Source organism: Elusimicrobiota bacterium, assembly GCA_016182905.1.
Lineage (GTDB): Bacteria > Elusimicrobiota > Elusimicrobia > UBA1565 > UBA9628 > GWA2-66-18.
On record JACPFR010000036.1, the window covers coordinates 20,560 to 38,305 of the forward strand.

Below are 17,746 nucleotides of genomic sequence, written 5' to 3' on the forward strand. Positions count from 1 at the left end.
TAAATTAAATATTGTTATTTAAATTATGCGCAGTTATAATTCCAGTTTAGTGCTAGATAGATGTGCGCCATGATGCGCTCCCCGCTCAACCAGGATTGAAATAGTCTAGAATACGCCGGTGCTGAGAATAGCGCTCGCGCTGCTCCTGACCTGCCCGTTAGGCGCCCGCGCCTCCAACGACCCCGCCGTCCTCGACTACGCCCTCGGCGCCGACGTGGACACGCTCGACCCGCACTGGGCCTACGACGCGGTCTCGCTGTTCGTCGTCGACCAGGTCTACGAGACCTTGATCGACTTCGCGGGGGACTCCCTCGACTCCTTCGAGCCGCGCGTCGCGACCGTCGTGCCGTCCCTGGCCAACGGCTTCCTCTCCAAGGACGGCCTGACCTACGCCTTCCCGCTGCGCCTGGGCGCGAAGTTCCACGACGGCTCGGCCTTGTCGGCCGTGGACGTGAAGTACTCGCTGATGCGCTTCCTGCTGCTCGACCGCGAGGGGGGGCCGTCGAACCTCCTGCTGACGGGGCTGTTGGGCGTGCGTCATACCGGCGAGCTGCCGCCCGACGTGATCTTCGACCTGGCCGACAAGGCCATCGCGACCGAGGGCGGCTCCGTCGTGCTCCGCCTGAAGAAGCCCTTCGCCCCGCTGCTGGGCATACTGGCCAACTTCGCCCACGTCGTGTCGAAAAGCCACGTGACCGCCAACGGCGGCTGGGACGGGCGCAAGGAGACCTGGGTCAAGCACCGCAATCCGGCCAAGGAAGCCTCCGCGCTCTATTCCCGCGTCAACGGCACCGGCCCCTTCCGGCTCGAGTCCTGGGACCGGGAGGGCGGGAAGATCGCGCTCGCGCGCAACGACGCCTACTGGCGCAAGCCCGCGGGCCTCGCGCGGGTCAACCTGACGACGGTCGCGGAATCGCGCGAACGGCGACGGCGGCTCGCGGCGGGGGAGATCGACGTCGCGTTCGTCGAGCGGCGCTACCTGGACCAGTTCGAGGGCCTGCCCGGCGTGGTGGTGGCCGACGGCCTGCCCTCGCTCGAGGCCCAGAACACGGTGCTGTTCAACCTCGCCGTCGAGACGAAGGAGAACCCCTGGCTCGGGAGCGGCCGGCTCGGAGACGGCGTGCCGCCGGATTTCTTCGCCGACGCGGAGGTGCGCAAGGCCTTCGCGTTCGCCTTCGACTACGACGCCTTCATAAAGGAGGGCTACCGGAGCAAGGCCATCCAGGCGCACGGGCCCGTGCCGGCGGTGCTGTTCGGCTACAACCCGAAGCAGAAGCCCTGGCCGTTCTCTCCTTATCAGGCCGAGGGCGCGTTCAAGCGCGCGAGGAACGGGGAGGTCTGGGACAAGGGCTTCGCCCTGTCGCTGGCCTACACCGAGGGCAACTCCGAGCGCCGCATCGCCTGCCGCCTGCTCAAGGAGGGCGTCGAGAAGGTCAGCCCCAAGTTCCGCGTGGAGTGCCGCGCTCTGCCCGAGTCCAAGCTGCTCGACGAGTTCCGCGCCCGGCGCCTGCCCGCGTTCGTGTACCGCTGGATCCTCGACTACCCGGACCCGCACAACGCCGTCGAGCCGTACCTGCACTCCCGCGGCTACTTCGCCTCGATGCTCGGCTACTCCAACCCGCGCGCCGACGCGATGATCGAGGCCGCGGCGGCCGAGATCGACCCGGCCAAGCGCAAGGCGCTGTACGCGGAGCTTCAGGCCCTGGCGATCTACGACGCGCCCGCGATCTTCACCGCGGACAGCTACAGCATCGTCGTCCGCCGGGCGAAGGTGCTCGGCTGGCTGTATCACCCCATCCAACCCTACGGCACGCTGTACGAGGTCACCAAAATCCCATGAGATCGATCCTGCTCGCCGCGCTCCTCGCCGTCCCCGCGTCCGCCGAGGTCAAGAACCCCGACGTCTTCGTGTACGCGACGATCGGAGACCCCGACAGCCTCGATCCGGCGTGGTCCTACGACACGGCGAGCCACAACATCCTCTCGAACGTCTACGAGTACCTGCTCGCCTACAAGGGCTTCGGCCTGGCCGCCAAGGACCTGATGCCGATGATCTCGGAGAAGGTGCCGAGCAAGGCCAACGGCCTCGTCTCCGCCGACGGCCGGACCTACCGCTTCCCGATCCGCAAGGGCGTGAAGTTCCACGGCGGGACGGTCCTCACGCCCGAGGACGCGCGCTACTCGATCCTGCGCTTCCTGCTGACCGACCGCGACGGCGGGCCCGCCTCTTTGCTGCTCGAGCCGATCCTCGGCGTGAACGGCACCCGCAAGGGCGGGAAGCTCGACCCGAAGGTCGTCGAGCGGGCGTTCAAGGCCGTGACGGTCGACAAGGGCGTCCTCGTGATCAGGCTCGAGCGGCCCTTCGCGCCGTTCCTCAGCATACTCGCCAACTTCGGCGCGATCGTCTCGAAGGACTTCTGCATGAAGAACGGCCAATGGGACGGCGAGGCGGCGACGGTCGAGCGGTTCAACAACCCCCGGCGCGAGACGATGATCCCCAACGACAAGGCCGACGGGACCGGCGCGTTCAAGCTCGAGCGCTTCGACAAGACGAACAAGCAGACCGTGCTGACGCGGCACGACGGCTACTGGCGCGCGCCCGCGAAGCTGCGCCAGGTCGTCATCAAGGTCGTCGACGACTTCAACACGCGCAAGCTGATGCTCCAGGCCGGCGACGCCGACGCGGTGTACGGGCCGCAGATGTACTTCCCCCAGCTGCAGAGCGTGCCGGGGGCCGAGGTCATCGACGGCCTGCAGAACCTCGAGCGCTCGTCGATCCTGATGTTCACGTTCAAGATGAACCCGACGGCCAACCAGAACATCGGCTCCGGCCGGCTCGACGGCAACGGCGTGCCGCCGGACTTCTTCTCCGACAAGGACGCGCGCAAGGCGTTCGCGTACAGCGTCGACTACGACGGGTACATCAAGGACATCCTGCGCGGCAAGGGACGGCGCACCTCGGGGGTCATCCCCTCGACCCTTCCCGGCGGGACGAGCCCCAAGCCGCAGTTCGCGCTCGACCCGAAGAAGGCGGAGGAGCACTTCCGCAAGGCCTGGGGAGGACGTGTATGGGAGAAGGGGTTCAAGGTCTCCTTCGTCTTCAACGCCGGCTCCGCGCCGGCCCAGACCATCGCCCAGATGGTCAAGAAGAACGTCGAGGCGCTGAACCCGAGGTTCAAGGTCGACCTGCGCATGATCCAGTGGTCGACCTACCTCGAGCAGACCCAGGCCAACAAGATCCCGCTGTTCCTCGCGGCCTGGCAGGCGGACTACCCCGACGCCCACAACTTCGCCTTCCCGATCGTCCACTCCGCGGGCTACTACGCCGGCAAGCAGGGCTACAAGAACCCGGCGGTGGACGCCGTCATCGAGGAGGCGGCCGCGACGGCCGACGAGACCAAGCGCGCCGCCCTGTACAAGAGGATGCAGTCCTTGGTCGACGAGGACGTCCCGCACGTGATGCTCGCCGAGGGCGTGCGCTACCGGGCCCAGCGGACCTGGGTGAAGGGCTTCGTCTACCGCCCGACCTTCCCGGACATGCCCTATGGAGCGTACTACTACGACCTCCATAAGTCCGCGCAATGATTGCTAGAATACGGCCCGTGATGCGGCTATTCCTCGTCGTGGCGCTCCTCCTGGCGACCGTCCCGGCCTCGGCCGCCGGCGAGGTCAAGAACCCCGGCGTCTACACCTACCTGACGATCTCGGACGCCGACAGCCTCGACCCGGCGTACTCGTACGACACCGCGAGCCACATGCTCGGCATGAACCTGTACGAGCCGCTGTTCCAGTTCGAGAAGACCTCGACCTCGAAGCTGATCCCGCTGATCGCCGCGGAGGTCCCGAGCCAGGAGAACGGGGGGATCTCGCCCGACGGGCGCACCTACGCCATCCCGATCCGCAAGGGCGTCCGGTTCCACGACGGCACGCCGATGACCCCCGAGGACGTGAAGTGGTCCATCCAGCGCTTCATCCTGTTCGACCGCGCCGCGGGCCCCTCTGCCCTGCTGATGGAGCCCCTTCTCGGGTACGCGTCGACCCGCGGAGAGGACGGCAAGATCCTGCCGGACGTCTGGAAGGACCTCCAGAGGGCCGTGAGCCTGCAGGGCGACAAGCTCATCCTGCGCCTGCCGCGGCCGTACGCGCCGCTGCTGACCATACTCGCCTCGTGGGCCCCCGTGCTCCCCAAGGCCTGGGCCGTCCAGAACGGGGACTGGGACGGGACCGAGGCGACCTGGCAGAAGCACAACAACCCGAGCAAGGAGTCCTCGCCCTTCTTCGAGCGCGCGATGGGCACGGGGCCGTTCAAGCTCGAGCGCTGGGACCGCAAGACGAAGGAGTTCATCCTGGCCCGCAACGAGCTGTACTGGCGCGCGCCGGCGAAGCTCAAGAACGTGGTCATCAAGGGCGTCGCCGAGTTCGGCACGCGCAAGCTGATGCTCCAGGCCGGCGACGCCGACGCGATCTACGCGGACCGCCCGCTGCTGACCCAGCTGCAGGGCATCCCGGGCGTGAAGGTCATCGACGACCTTCCGACGGTCGAGATGAGCCCGGTCGTGTTCTTCACCTACCAGATCAACGCCCAAGGCAACTCCTTCCTCGGCAGCGGCAAGCTCGACGGCAAGGGCATTCCCGCCGACTTCTTCTCCGACAAGGACGTGCGCAAGGCGTTCGCCTACGCGTTCGACTACAAGGGCTTCATCAGCGACGTGATGCGCGGCAAGGGCACCCAGGCGACGGGCCCCATCCCGAAGTCGCTCCCCGGCCACAACCCGAAGGGACGGAAGTACTCGCTCGACATGAAGAAGGCCGAGGAGCATTTCCGCAAGGCGTGGGGCGGGAAGGTCTGGGAGCAGGGCTTCAAGTTCACCATCGCCTTCAACACCGCCAACCTCCCGCGGCAGACGGTATGCCAGATCCTGAAGCGCAACGTCGAGGGGCTCAACCCCAAGTTCAAGATCGACGTGCGCGCCGTCGAGTGGCCGACCTTCCTCGACAACTACAAGCAGTCGAAGCTCCCGATCTTCGTGATGGGCTGGAACGCCGACTACCCCGACCCGCACAACTTCGCGTTCCCGATGCTGCACTCGAAGGGCGACTATCCGGCGACGCAGAAGTTCAAGAACCCGGAGTTCGACCGCCTGGTGGAGGAGGCCAACGCCGAGACGAGCGCCTCCCGGCGCAAGGACCTCTACGCGAAGCTCCAGGACCTGGCGTTCGAGGAGGCGCCGCAGCTCTACATCATCGACGCCGTCCGCTACCGCACCCAGCGCGAGTGGGTGAAGGGGTGGTATCACAACCCCATCTTCCCCGACTCGCCCTACGGAAGCTACTTTTACCCGATCTCCAAGGAATAGACCACTGTGCTCAAGTTCTGCCTGAAGCGGCTCGCCTTCCTGCCCTTCGTGATGTTCGGCGTCACCGCGCTGCTGTTCGCCTGCCTCCAATTCCTGTCCCCGGAGATGCGCGCGTCGCTGTACATCAAGGACCCCCGCCAGCTCTCCCAGCTCGAGGCGGTCATCGAGAAGCACGGCCTGCGCAAGCCGGTCTACGTGCAGTACGGCCTGTGGCTCAAGCAGGTCGCCCAGGGCGAGCTCGGATACTCGGAGACCGCGAAGATGCCGGTGGCGTCCGCCGTCAAGGCGTTCTTCCCGGCCACCTTCGAGCTGACCTTGATCACCTTCTTCCCGATCATGATCGTCGGGGTCTACTTCGGCGTGCTCTCGGCGGTGCACAAGGACAAGTTCATCGACCACGCCTCGCGCTTCGTCGCGATCACGGGCTACTCCCTGCCGAGCTTCGTGCTCGGCCTCTTCCTGCTGATGGTCTTCTACGGGAAGCTGCACTGGTTCCCGCCGGGGCGCTACGACCTCACGACCGACATGCTCGTGCACTCGGAGACCTTCCGGCATTGGACCGGCCTGCTCACCTTGGACTGCCTGCTCAACGGCGAGTGGCAGGGCTTCCTCACCGTGGCCAAGCACATGGTGCTGCCCGCGACGACCCTGCTGTACATCTCGGTGGCCCTGCTGCTGCGCATCACGCGCTCGACGATGCTCGAGGAGCTGAGCAAGGACTACGTGCGCACGGCCCGCGCCAAGGGCCTGCCGGAGAGCGTCATCATCCGCAAGCACGCGCTGGCCAACGCGCTCATCCCGGTCGTGACCCTGTCGAGCCTGATGTTCATCGGCCTGCTCGGCGGCGTCGTCATCACCGAGACCGTCTTCGACTTCCCGGGCATCGGACGCTGGGGCGTGCAGGCCGCGCAGCAGCTCGACATCCCCGGGGTGCTGGGCTCGACTTTGCTCGCCGCGTTCCTGTTCGTGATCGCGAACCTCGTCTCCGACCTGCTGTACGCGGTCGTCGACCCGCGCATCCGGGTGGGGAGCTGAGATGACGAAGCTCAAGTCCGCCTGGAAGGTCCTCAGATACCGGCCGATGTCCCTGCTCGGCTTCGGCCTGATCGGTTTCTTCCTGGCCGTCGCGGTCCTGGCGCCCGTCCTGGCCCCGCCGGAGGCCGGCTCGCGGGATTCCTACATCATCCCTCAGTCCGGCTACAGCCCCGACCCGGTGCGTCCGTCGAAGGAGCACTGGTTCGGGACGACGGAGCAGCAGTACGACCTATACTACGGCATGGTCTGGGGCTCGCGCACCGCGTTCTCCGTCGCGCTCAAGGTCGTCGGCTTCTCGGTGTTCGTCGGCATCCTGCTCGGCGGCGCGGCCGGGTTCTACGGCGGCTGGGTCGACGAGATCCTGATGCGCTTCACCGACGTGATCCTCGCCTTCCCCGACATCGTGCTCGCGGTCGTCATCGTCGCGGTCCGCGGGCCGAGCCTCGAGAACGTGATGGTCGCCGTCACCGCCGTCTCCTGGCCGTCCTACGCGCGCCTCATGCGGGGCGACGTCCTGTCCGTCAAGGAGCGGGACTTCGTCGCCGCGGCGCGCGCGATCGGCGCCTCCGACGCGCGCATCCTCTTCCGCCACATCATCCCGAACTCGATCTATCCCGTCCTCGTCGTCGCCTCCCTGTCCATGGGGCGCATCGTGATCACGGCGGCCGCCCTGTCGTTCCTCGGCCTGGGCGCGCCGGTCGGCTACGCGGACTGGGGCCAGCTGATCTCCCTGTCCCGGAACTGGATCCTGGGGTCGTCCGGGAACCCTTTCGAGTACTGGCACACCGTCTTCATCCCCGGCCTCTCGATCTTCCTGTTCGTGCTCGGCTGGAACCTCCTGGGCGACGCCGTCCGGGACATCCTCGACCCTCGACAAAAATAACGGAGAACGGATTGAACCACAGAGACACAAAGACACCAAGAACAACGGAGAACGGGTTAACGGCTGAGCCGTTTACTCTTCTTACGTTCTTCTTGGTGTCTTTGTGTCTCTGTGGTTCAGCCGTTAAGCTCTAACATGTCGACCCTCAACGCGCTGCTCGACCGCTCGGCCCAGGAGGGCGGGGGGAAGACCGCCCTCGTGTTCGGAGAGCGGGAGGTCTCCTTCCTCGACCTGCGCCGGGAGGTCCTCGAGGTCGCCGCGGGCCTGCGCCGCGCCGGCGTGGTCAAGGGCGACCGCGTCGCGATCGTCCACCGCAACGCCCCCGAGTTCGTCGTCGCCTACTTCGCCGTCAACCGCCTCGGCGCGATCGCCGTGCCGATCAACTTCATGGTGCAGAAGGCCGACGAGCTCGCCTACATGCTCGGCGACTGCGGCGCGAAGGGCGTCTTCACCCAGAGCGATTTCCTTCCCGGGCTGACGGCGGCCGCGGCCAAATGCGCGGCGCTGAAAAATCTCTGGGTCACCGATCTCTCCGCGCCTCCGACCGCCTTGATCAGGCCCTTGCACGAGCTGCGGTCGCCCGTCTTCGCCGACGACCACGCGGACGCGGCCGTCGAGAGCGACGTCGCCGCGATCCTCTACACCTCGGGCACGACTGGCTTCCCCAAGGGCGTCATGCTCACGCACCGCAACCTCGTGACGAACGCCGAGTCCTCGCTGCGCCGGATGGTGCTCGACCGCTCCGACGTCACCCTGTGCATCCTGCCGATGTTCCACAGCTTCGCCTGGACCGGGATCGTGCTGACCTCGCTGCGTCTGACGCTGACGTGCGTCGTCTTCTCCGCGATCGCGCCGGCCAAGCCCTGGCTCAAGGCGATGGGCCGCCGCGGCGTGAGCCTGTTCGCCGCCGTGCCCCAGGTGTACGCCGCGCTCGTCCGCGAGGCCAAGGACTGGAAGACGCGCGCGTTCCTGCGATACTGGGCTTTCCGCCGCGTCAAGATCGCGGTCTCCGGCGCCGCGCCGCTCTCGAACGTCGTCGCCGACTCGTTCCAGGACGCCATCGGCGTCGCGATCGACCAGGGTTGGGGCCTCACCGAGACGAGCCCCGTGGCCACCATCAGCGCACCCGGCGCGATCCGCCTCGGCATGGTGGGCCCGGCCATCGACGGCGTGAGGGTGAAGATCGTCGACGACGCGGAGAATCCGCTGCCGACGGGCGCCGAGGGCGAGATCTGCGTCTCGGGCGACTGCGTGATGAAGGGCTACTGGAACCGGCCCGAGGACACCCGCGCCTCGTTCACCGCCGACGGCTGGCTCAAGACCGGCGACATCGGCGTCCTGGACGAGGACGGCTACCTCGCGATCCGCGACCGCAAGAAGGACATGATCATCGTGAAGGGCCTCAAGGTGTTCCCCGCGCAGGTCGAGGCCGTCATCGCCGAGAACCCCGGCGTCGAGGAGAGCGCGATCATCGGCGTGCCCGACGAGGTCGGAGACGAGGTCATCAAGGCCTTCGTCGTCCTCAAGAAGGGCTGCGTGCTCGAGAAGTCGGCCCTGCTCCAGTACTTCAAGGACCGCCTCGACGCCTACAAGCGCCCGCGCGACGTCGAGATCGTCGACGCCCTTCCCAAGAACGCGCTCCAGAAGGTCCTCAAGCGCGAGCTGCGCGACCGCGAGCTGAAGAAACGCGCGGCCCCGCCCGCCGCCAGGTCCTGATGTCCGCCCGGCGCGTCCGTCTGGGCGCCGAGGCGCGCGCGACGCTGGCGAGGGTCTTCGCCGTCGCCCGGCAGCCGGTGTGGCTCGTCGGCGGCTCGATCCGCGACGCGGCCCTCGGCCGGCCTTTCGGCGACCTCGACCTGGCCTGCGCCGACGCGCGCTCCCTCGCGGCCCAGCTCGCGCGCGCGTTCAAGGGCACGCTCGTCACCCTCGACGAGACGAACGCCGTGTACCGCCTCGTCCTGATGCCCGCGCGGGGCAAGACGCTCAAGCAGATCGACGTCGCCGGCCTCCAGGGCAAGACCATCCTCGAGGACCTCGCCCGGCGGGACTTCACGGTGAACGCGGCCGCGCTCGAGCTGACGAAGGAGCTGCCGCCCTCGCTCCCCGAGTCGGCGTTCATCGACCCGCGAGGCGGGCTCAAGGACCTCGCCGCCGGGCTCGTCCGCGCGGACATCGAGGAGAACCTCAGCGACGACCCGCTGCGCCTCCTGCGCGCCTTCCGCCTCGCCGCCCAGCTCGGCCTGACGATCGAGGGGAAGACGCTGAAGGCGATCCAGCGCCGCTGCCGCCTGATCCAGGTCCCCGCCGCCGAGCGCGTCGCCGCGGAGCTGCTCATGCTCCTCGCGGTCCCCGGCGCCTCGTCCTGGCTCGCCCTGATGGACGAGCACGCCCTGCTCACGGCCGTCTTCCCCGAGCTCGAGCCGGCGCGCCGCTGCGCCGAGGATTACTACGGCCCCGGCGGGGTGCTGAAGCACACGCTCGAGGTCTGCGCCCGCGTGGATTTCCTGCTCGCGAACCTGCGCACGGTCTACCGGCCGCTCGCCGCCGACCTGGAGGCGCACATCGCGCTGCGCGGCGGCCCGCCGTTCCGCGCCCTGCTGCTCCTCGCGGCGCTTCTGCACGACGTCGCCAAGCCCGAGACCGCGAAGAGGATCGACGGGCGCCTGCGCTTCTTCGAGCACGACACGAAGGGCGCGGTCCTCACGGAGAAGATCCTGCGCCGCCTGCGCCTCTCGCGGGACCAGATCGGCACCGCGTCGGCCATCGTGCGCCAGCACCTGCGCCCAGGCCATCTGGCGGCCGGCGGACCGCTGACTGAGCGCGCGGCGTACCGCTTCTTCCGCGACCTCGGCCCCGACGCCCCGGGCCTGCTGATCGTCTGCTGGGGCGACCACGCCAGCTACCTTCCCGAGGCGCGCCTCAAGCGCCTCCTCAAGACGACCTCCGCCGACGTCAAGCGCGCCGACCTCTCGACGTTCAAGCCGGAGGACGCGCGCAAGACCGTCCACCATCTCCAGCTCGTCTCGACTTTGCTGCGACGGTGGCGGGACCTGTCGCGCGCCCCGGTCCCCGAACGCCTGCTCGACGGCCGCGACATCATGAAGGCCCTGAAGATCCCGCCCGGACCCCGGATCGGGGAGCTCCTCGAGCGCGTCAGCGAGGCGCAGGCCGAGGGGGAAGTCAAAAGCCGCGACGAGGCCCTGGCCCTGATCTCACGCCTGAAATGATTGCGTAACAGCCGGAAGCTAGCCTCTACTAATAGGATGGCGCCCACCTCGCGAAACGCTCGTGGTCATCTCATCGCAGCCGCGCTCGCGGCGGCGGCCCTCGTCGCCCCGGCGGCGTCCTTCGCCGTCCAGCCGACTTTGACTCCTAAGGTCCTGCAGTGCGACGGCAGCTTCGCGGCGGGCACGGTGACCAGCCACCCGGCCCCGACGGTCCTCGTCGAGGCCCAGAGCCTCGACCCCGGCCTGAAGGTCGGCCAGCGCCGCCTCAGCGTCCTGCCCACGAGCACGCTCGGCCTGTGGCGCTTCGACGGCAACTTCACGGTCACGGTCTCCAGCTGCTACACCGGCGGCTGCAACGGCGGCGCGGACTCGTGCAAGACCTGGACCTACCACTACATCGACGGGAACGGCTCGGCCGCGCTCCAGACGGGGCAGTGCACCTACCGCGACACGGCCGGCGCCGCCTGCGCCAACACCATGACGCTGTACGGGTTGGGCAGCAACCAGGTGCCGGTGCCCATCGGCGGCGCCGCCTGCCTGGCGAGCACGACGACGCTTCCCGCCGCCAGCGGCAGCGTCGCCATCACGCCGGCCGGCCCGCTGCCGGGCCTGGCCGCCAGCGGCCTGTCCGCCCAGGCGCTCCAGCTCAACGGCTCCACCCTCTACGGATCGACGACCAATTCCGCCAACTGGGACCTGCCGGCGAGCTACACCCTCGCGGCGTGGGTCAAGCCCTCCGCCTTCAACGGCCGCATCGTCTCGCAGCAGGGCGCGACCGGGTACTGGGGCATCGGCGTCGGCGCGACCGGCGGCCTGCGCCACTTCGATTCGCGCGACGCCGTCCCCGGCGCCGACCTGGAGCGCGGCAGCGGCCTCACCGCCGCCGGCACCCTCGCCGGCTGGCACCTCGTCCATCTGGTCCGCCGCAACGGCATCGACCGCCGGTTCTACATCGACGGGGTCCTCGTCGGCACGGCGGTCGCGGCGAGCACCAACTCCTTCTCCACGCATCCCAACAACGCCACCCTCGAGATCGGCCGCTACGGCGGCGGCTCGGAATACTTCAACGGCTCCATCGACGACGTCCGCCTCGTGAACACGACTTTGACGGACGACGACATCATGCTGGAGTGGACGACCCAGTTCCACAAGTACTCGTCGGACGCCGGCGTCACCTTCAGCACCGCCGCGGGCACCTACGCGGGCTCCCCGGTCAACGGCACCACCGCCGTCGTCACCTACTCGACGGCCGGAGCGTCGCCCGCGGAGCCCTGGACGGCGAACGGCCGCTGGCAGTTCGTGGGGCAATCCATCGACGGCGAGGCCGCCTTCGGCACCTCCTACGGCGTCACGATCGACAATCTGCCGCCGATCGCTCCGTCCCTGGCCGCGGTCGCCACCTCGCCGAACGACATCACCTGGAACTGGAGCCTACCGCCGCGCGTCTGCCTGCCCCCGGGCTCGACCTCCGTCACCTATCAGCTCGTCGACGCCGTCTCGGGCGCGAACCTGATCCCGCCCGGCAGCATGGCGCATCCGACCTTCACCGTCGGAGAGAACGTCGCCGGCGGGTCGAACCAGCTGGTCGGACGAAAGCTCCGCGTCACCGACGTCTGGGGCTCGGGCCTCAGCGTCGCGACGTCCATCTACACCTTGGCGAACCCGCCGCTGGCGGCCAGCGTCGTGCCGAGCAACGTCTCCACCGGCAGCGCGCTCATCAGCTGGAACCAGAACGGGAACCCGTCCTACACGCGCTATCTGGTCGCCATCTCGCAGGATCCGACGTTCGCGACCGGCGTCTCCACGCCCGCGACGGTCGCCAGCGACCTCACCGGCAGCTCGATCACGATCCCGATCCTCTCCATCGGCACGACCTATTACGTGCGGGTGCAGTCGGTCAGCGGCCGCTCCAGCGACGGCTTCGGGGGGACCGGCTCGGTGTTCGTCAGCACCTCCTTCACGACCTTGCCCGGCGCGCCCAACCTCGGCGGCGCTCCGCTGTCGAACACCTCCATCCTCTGGACCTGGACCGCCGTGCCGGGCGCCCAGTACTACAAGCTCTTCGACGTCGCCGGCTCGACCCTCTACACCGGCGGCGATCTCTCCTTCCCCCAGGGAGGCCTGACGACCAACTCGCAGTCCACGACCCGCGTCGAGGCCGTCTCGGCCAACGGCGGGGGACAGCGCGCCACCGCCACCGCCTTCACCTTGGCCAACAACCCGACGGCCCCGACCGTCAACGAGGCCTTCGCGAGCAGCATCACCTACTCCTGGAACGGCGGGATCAATCCTTCCTATACGTTCTACGAGATCGCGGTCACCACCGACGCGACCTACGGCATCATCGTCACCACCTTGACCGTCAACGCGACGACCGCGACGGCGACCGGGCTCTTCCCGGGCACCACCTACTACGCGCGCGTGCGCTCCGTCAACGGCAGCCAGGTCTACGGCACCGCCTACGCCGTCTTCGCCGCCACGCGCACGATCCCCGACCCCGCGATCACCTCGGTCCTGTCCCCGCCCTCGGCCTACGTCCCGCCCGGCGGCTCGATCGGGCAATGGCATTTCGACGAGAGCACCGGCACGTCCGCGGCGGACTCCTCGGGCTTCACCAACCCCGCGCAGCTGACCTGCGTGACGGCGCTGTGCACCTCCACGCCCACCTTCGTCTCCGGCCCGGCCGGGCTCGGCGCCGCGGCGTCCTTCTCCGGCCTCGCGGGCAGCCTGGCGCGCGTCCCCGACGCGGCGCAGTACGCGTTCACCGGCAGCATGACCGTCTCGGCCTGGGTGAACCCCTCGACCCTGTCCCAGCCGAACGGCGCCGGGATCGTCGTGCGCGGCAGCGCCACGGTGGAGAACTTCGCCCTCGACGTCTCGAGCGGCCTGTACCGCTTCATCCCGAAGCTCAACTTCATCGCCGCGTCGACGAAGACCGTCGCGGTCGGGAGCTGGATCCACCTGATCGGCTCCTACGACGCCTCGGTCGGCAGCGCCACGCTCTACGTCAACGGCCGCCCCGCCTCGACCGTCCTGGCCGTGCCGGCGCGCACCGCGGCGAACCACGACATCACGATCGGCAACCGCCAGTCGGGCGCCACCGCCTACGACCGGGGCTTCCTCGGCGGCATCGACGCGGTGCGCGTCCAGAACCGCGCCCTGAGCGCGGCGGAGGCCTTAGCCGAGTTCGAGGGAAGCTACGTCTCCACCGTGACGCCTCCGTCCCCGAACAACGGGATCCTCATCGGCCTCGCGCCCAACGCGTTCGGCGCGCCCGCCACGATCTCGGTCTCCGTGGACCCGCTCGCCCATCCGATCACGGTCACGGCCTCCGTCCTCAACGAGGGCCTCACGGTGATCCCCACCGGCTTCACCCTCGTCCCGAACAGCATCATCGAGATCGTGCCGATCGTGAGCGGGACGCCGTTCACGCAGACGCTCGGCTCTTCGGCGAGCGTCTCGATGCCCTACGCCGACGCGAACGGGGACAACATCATCGACGGCTCGAACCCGCCTCTCGCGGCCTCCGCGATCAAGGTCTACACCCTGAACACCACGGTCAACCGCTGGGAGCTGCTGCCGACCTACGTCGACCCCGCGACGCGGCGCGTCACCTTCTTCACGCCGCACTTCTCCGTGTTCGCGATGTTCGCTCCGCTGACCATCGGGACCGCCTTGGCGCAGGTCCGCGTCTACCCGGTCCCCTGGAAACCGGGCACGAACGGCCGCTTCGACGCCCCCGGCGTCACCTTCGACCGCCTGCCCGTGACCGGAGTCATCCGGATCCTGAGCCTCGCCGGCGAGCGCGTCCGCGAGTTCACCTTCGACGGCTCCTCCTCGGGCTCGGTCGTCTGGAACGGCGTCACCGACGGCGGCCAGCGCTGCGCCAGCGGGGTGTACTTCGCCCGGATCACCGGCGCCGGCGGAGAGTCGGTCGTCAAGTTCGCGATCGAGAGATGAGACAACCGATCCTCGCCGTCCTGCTCCTCGCCGCGGCCCTCCCGGCCGCGGCGGCGGGCTTCGGCGCGACCCAGGCGGGTACCAGCGGGGCGCCGTTCCTCAAGCTCGGAGCGGACGCCCGCGCCGCGGGCATGGGCGGCGCCGTACGCGCCGCCGTCGACGACGCGACGGCGATCTACTGGAACCCCGCCGGCCTCGCCGGCCTGCGCTACCGCCACGCGACGATGACCCACGGCGCCTCGTACCAGGGCACCTTTCAGGACTTCATCGCCTACGCCCAGCCCGTGGAATCGCCGTTCGGGCGCCAGACCGGGCGGGAACGCGACCTGCGGCCCGACCAGCTGGGCACGCTCGGCGTCGCCGTCCTCTATCAGAACTCCGGGAGCCTCTCCGAGATCGACAACACCGCGACGGCGACCGGAGACCGCTTCACGCCGCAGGACCTCGCGGTCTTCCTCGCCTGGGGCGCCACGGTCTCGCGCGGCCTCGACGTCGGCGTCGGCCTCAAGTACGTGACCTCGAAGATCCAGGGCACGGCCTCGACCGGCGCCGTCGACCTCGGCGCGCGCTGGCGCACCTGGCTGCCGGGGGAGTTCCCTTACGCCCTGTCCCTCAGCGCGCAGAACCTCGGAGGACAGCTCAAGTTCCGGGAGGCCGGCGACCCCTTGCCCATGCTCGTCACCGTCGGCCAGGCCCTGCGCGTCGTCAAAGGCCTCGTCGTCACCCTCGACCTCAACGCCCCGCGGGACCGCTCGCTCTACCCGAGCTTCGGCCTCGAGTGGCGCGTCCCGATGAAGCAGGGCCTCTCCGCCGCGCTCCGGGGCGGCTACGACGGCCGCCTCAAAAGCACGGATTCAGGAGGCCTGACGGGCGTCTCCTTCGGCGGCGGCCTCGGCGTCCAGCGCTTCGGCTTCGACTACGGCTGGTCGCCCGCCGGCGGCCTCGGCTCCACCCACAAGCTGTCCCTCTCCTACCGCTTCTGACCGGGGACCCGGTGGGACCCGGTGTCAGGCTCGCAAATTCCTTGAATTCTTGCGGCCCGGAATTCGACGAATTTGCGAGCCTGACACCACTTATGGGGAGATTTAGTATCCTCATCCGCGATGGGTGGATTGAGGGCGTTCGCCGCCGAGCTGGCCGGGACCTTCGCGCTGACGCTCGCGGGGGCCGGGGCGCTCTGCCTCGACTACGCGACGGGGGGGAGGATCGGCCCCGTGGGCGTCGCGCTCGCCTACGCCGGCGGCGCCGTGACGGTCATGCACGCCTTCCCGTCGGCCGTCGGCCGCTTCAACCCCGCCATCGCCGTCGCCGAGCTGGCCATGCGCCGGGTGGACGCCCTGCGCGGCGTCTTCGCGCTCGGCGCCCAGCTGCTCGGCGCGATGTGCGCGGGCCTGTTCCTCCGCGCGGTCCTCTCCGGCGGCCGGCCCGAGCTCCTGACCGAGCCGGCCTACCTCGGCTCCTGCCTTCCCGTCGGCATCGGCTACCGCGCCGCCACCCTCGTCGAGGCCGTCGCCACCTTCTTCCTCGCCCTGGCCGTCTTCGCCTCCGACCAGCCTCGCGCGCGCCGCGTCGGCCCGCTCGCGGTCGGGGCCGCCACCTTGTTCGGCTCGCTCGTCGCCGGCCCGCTCACCGGAGGCGCGATGAACCCGGCGCGAGCCTTCGGTCCCGCGCTGGCCGCCGGTTTCTGGTCCATGCATTACGTCTACTGGGTCGGCCCGCTCGCCGGAGCGGTCGTCGCCGCCTTCGCCGCCCCTTACCTGATACACGCTGAGGAGAACCGCCCATGAACGTCTCGCCCCTGCCGCTCAAAGCCCTCGAGTCCGACCACCGCGACCTGGCCGTCTTCGTCTACGAGGACGCCGGTCTGGCCGGCGCCAAGGTCCTTTCCAACGCCGCGAAGGTCGCGCTCAACGCCAAGCTGCACGAGGAGAGCTTCAAGGCCGGGGTCAAGGAGGTGTGCCGGATCGACCTCGACGTCCTGGGCAAGCACCGCCGCGTGTTCGCCGTCGGCCTGGGCAAGAAGAAGGGCTCGAACTCCGAGACTTTCCGCCGGGCGGCCGGATCGCTCCTCGGAGCGATCCGCTCCAAGCGCGAGAAGATCGCGGTCCTCTGCTCCGAGCAGCCGCAGGCGATCGCCGAGGGCCTGCTGCTGGCCTCCTACAAGTTCGAGGAGTACAAGAAGGGCGACGCCGACAAGCTGACCTCCGCGACGATCGTCGTGCAGGACTCCGGCTCGCGCGTCGCGCTCGAGAAGGCCTGCGCCAAGGCGGCGACCTACGCGTCCGCCGTCTCCTTCGCGCGCGACCTCGTCAACCGGGGCCCCTCCGACAAGACGCCGCAGAGCGTCGCCGACCTCGCCTCGACCCTCGAGGGGGCCGGCGTGAGCGTCACCATCCTCGACAAGGTCGCCTGCGCCGACATGGGCATGGGCTCCTTCCTCGGCGTCGCGCGCGGCTCCGCGCAGCCGCCCGTCATGATCCACCTGGTCTACAAGCCCAAGGCCGCGACCAAGAAGCGCGTCGCCATCGTCGGCAAGGGCGTGATGTTCGACTCGGGCGGGCTGTCGCTGAAGCCGGCGCAGTCGATGGAGGACATGAAGTGCGACATGGCCGGCGCCGCCTCCGTCCTCGCCGTGTTCAAGGTCATCGCCGAGCTCAAGCCGAAGGTCGAGGTCCACGGCATCATCGGCGCGACCTACAACATGCCCGGGCCCGACGCCTACAAGCCCGGCGACGTGCTCAAGGCCATGAACGGCAAGACCATCGAGGTCTGGAACACCGACGCCGAGGGCCGGCTGGTCCTCGCCGACGCGCTGTGCCTCGCGGCGAAGCAGGAACCGCAGGCGATCGTCGACCTCGCGACGCTCACCGGCGCGGTCGTCATCGCGCTCGGCTCGAAGGTCGCGGGCATCATGGGAAATGATCCCAAGCTGATCGGCCAGGTGAAGGCCGCCGGCAAGCGCGCCGACGAGGCCTTCTGCGAGCTGCCGCTCGTCGAGGACTACAAGGAGAACATCAAGGGCAACATCGCCGAGCTCCTCAACATCTCCAAGGCGCGCGGCGAGGCCGGCTCCATCATCGGCGGCCTGTTCCTCCAGGAGTTCGTGGACGGCAAGCCGTGGGCCCACCTCGACATCGCCGGCACGGCCTTCACGGGCGGCGAGTCGGCGACCTACGCCCCGAAGGGCGCGACCGGCTCGCCGGTGCGCACCTTGCTCGAGTGGCTGGGGGCGCTGTGACCGAGCATAGCGCAGGAAATGGTCGCGTCGATAGACCGGGGAAGCG

The 17,746-nt window shown here is 68.9% G+C and carries 11 protein-coding genes; all 11 read left to right on the forward strand.

All coding sequences use genetic code 11. The features are described from left to right. Nucleotides 1-118: 118 nt before the first annotated feature. The 11 genes from HYV14_12005 to HYV14_12055 all read left to right on the forward strand — a co-directional run bounded on the left by HYV14_12005 (nt 119) and on the right by HYV14_12055 (nt 17,700). A complete protein-coding gene (locus HYV14_12005) occupies nt 119-1,840 on the forward strand; it encodes an ABC transporter substrate-binding protein (protein ID MBI2386723.1) in 1,722 nt (573 codons plus the stop codon). After that, complete coding sequence (locus HYV14_12010; protein MBI2386724.1) at nt 1,837-3,585, forward strand: ABC transporter substrate-binding protein; 1,749 nt, start codon at nt 1,837-1,839, stop codon at nt 3,583-3,585. Before HYV14_12005 ends, HYV14_12010 begins: the two co-directional genes overlap by 4 nt. Before the next feature lie 17 nt (nt 3,586-3,602). Then, entirely contained in the window at nt 3,603-5,357 is a 1,755-nt protein-coding gene (locus HYV14_12015) for an ABC transporter substrate-binding protein (GenBank protein ID MBI2386725.1), read from the forward strand. 6 nt (nt 5,358-5,363) lie between these two features. Next, complete coding sequence (locus HYV14_12020) at nt 5,364-6,392, forward strand: ABC transporter permease (protein ID MBI2386726.1); 1,029 nt, start codon at nt 5,364-5,366, stop codon at nt 6,390-6,392. 1 nt (nt 6,393) lies between these two features. Next, a complete protein-coding gene (locus HYV14_12025) occupies nt 6,394-7,275 on the forward strand; it encodes an ABC transporter permease (protein MBI2386727.1) in 882 nt (293 codons plus the stop codon). A gap of 135 nt (nt 7,276-7,410) precedes the next feature. Then, entirely contained in the window at nt 7,411-8,991 is a 1,581-nt protein-coding gene (locus HYV14_12030) for an AMP-binding protein (GenBank protein ID MBI2386728.1), read from the forward strand. Then, a complete protein-coding gene (locus HYV14_12035) occupies nt 8,991-10,502 on the forward strand; it encodes an HD domain-containing protein (protein MBI2386729.1) in 1,512 nt (503 codons plus the stop codon). The genes HYV14_12030 and HYV14_12035 overlap by 1 nt, the downstream gene beginning before the upstream one ends. Before the next feature lie 36 nt (nt 10,503-10,538). Beyond that, complete coding sequence (locus HYV14_12040; GenBank protein MBI2386730.1) at nt 10,539-14,462, forward strand: LamG domain-containing protein; 3,924 nt, start codon at nt 10,539-10,541, stop codon at nt 14,460-14,462. Beyond that, entirely contained in the window at nt 14,459-15,445 is a 987-nt protein-coding gene (locus tag HYV14_12045) for a PorV/PorQ family protein (GenBank protein MBI2386731.1), read from the forward strand. Before HYV14_12040 ends, HYV14_12045 begins: the two co-directional genes overlap by 4 nt. A 120-nt stretch (nt 15,446-15,565) precedes the next feature. Next, nucleotides 15,566-16,249 carry an aquaporin gene (locus HYV14_12050; GenBank protein ID MBI2386732.1) on the forward strand — a complete coding sequence of 228 codons (684 nt, stop codon included), beginning with the start codon at nt 15,566-15,568 and terminating at the stop codon, nt 16,247-16,249. Next, complete coding sequence (locus HYV14_12055) at nt 16,246-17,700, forward strand: leucyl aminopeptidase (protein ID MBI2386733.1); 1,455 nt, start codon at nt 16,246-16,248, stop codon at nt 17,698-17,700. Before HYV14_12050 ends, HYV14_12055 begins: the two co-directional genes overlap by 4 nt. Nucleotides 17,701-17,746: the final 46 nt, after the last annotated feature.

Bases quoted from the DNA above. Each gene is read 5' to 3' on its own strand.
- HYV14_12010 (MBI2386724.1), top strand. From the start codon at position 1,837: ATGAGATCGATCCTGCTCGCCGCGCTCCTCGCCGTCCCCGCGTCCGCC.
- HYV14_12025 (MBI2386727.1), top strand. From the start codon at position 6,394: ATGACGAAGCTCAAGTCCGCCTGGAAGGTCCTCAGATACCGGCCGATG.
- HYV14_12030 (MBI2386728.1), top strand. From the start codon at position 7,411: ATGTCGACCCTCAACGCGCTGCTCGACCGCTCGGCCCAGGAGGGCGGG.
- HYV14_12035 (MBI2386729.1), top strand. From the start codon at position 8,991: ATGTCCGCCCGGCGCGTCCGTCTGGGCGCCGAGGCGCGCGCGACGCTG.
- HYV14_12040 (MBI2386730.1), top strand. From the start codon at position 10,539: ATGGCGCCCACCTCGCGAAACGCTCGTGGTCATCTCATCGCAGCCGCG.
- HYV14_12045 (MBI2386731.1), top strand. From the start codon at position 14,459: ATGAGACAACCGATCCTCGCCGTCCTGCTCCTCGCCGCGGCCCTCCCG.
- HYV14_12050 (MBI2386732.1), top strand. From the start codon at position 15,566: ATGGGTGGATTGAGGGCGTTCGCCGCCGAGCTGGCCGGGACCTTCGCG.
- HYV14_12055 (MBI2386733.1), top strand. From the start codon at position 16,246: ATGAACGTCTCGCCCCTGCCGCTCAAAGCCCTCGAGTCCGACCACCGC.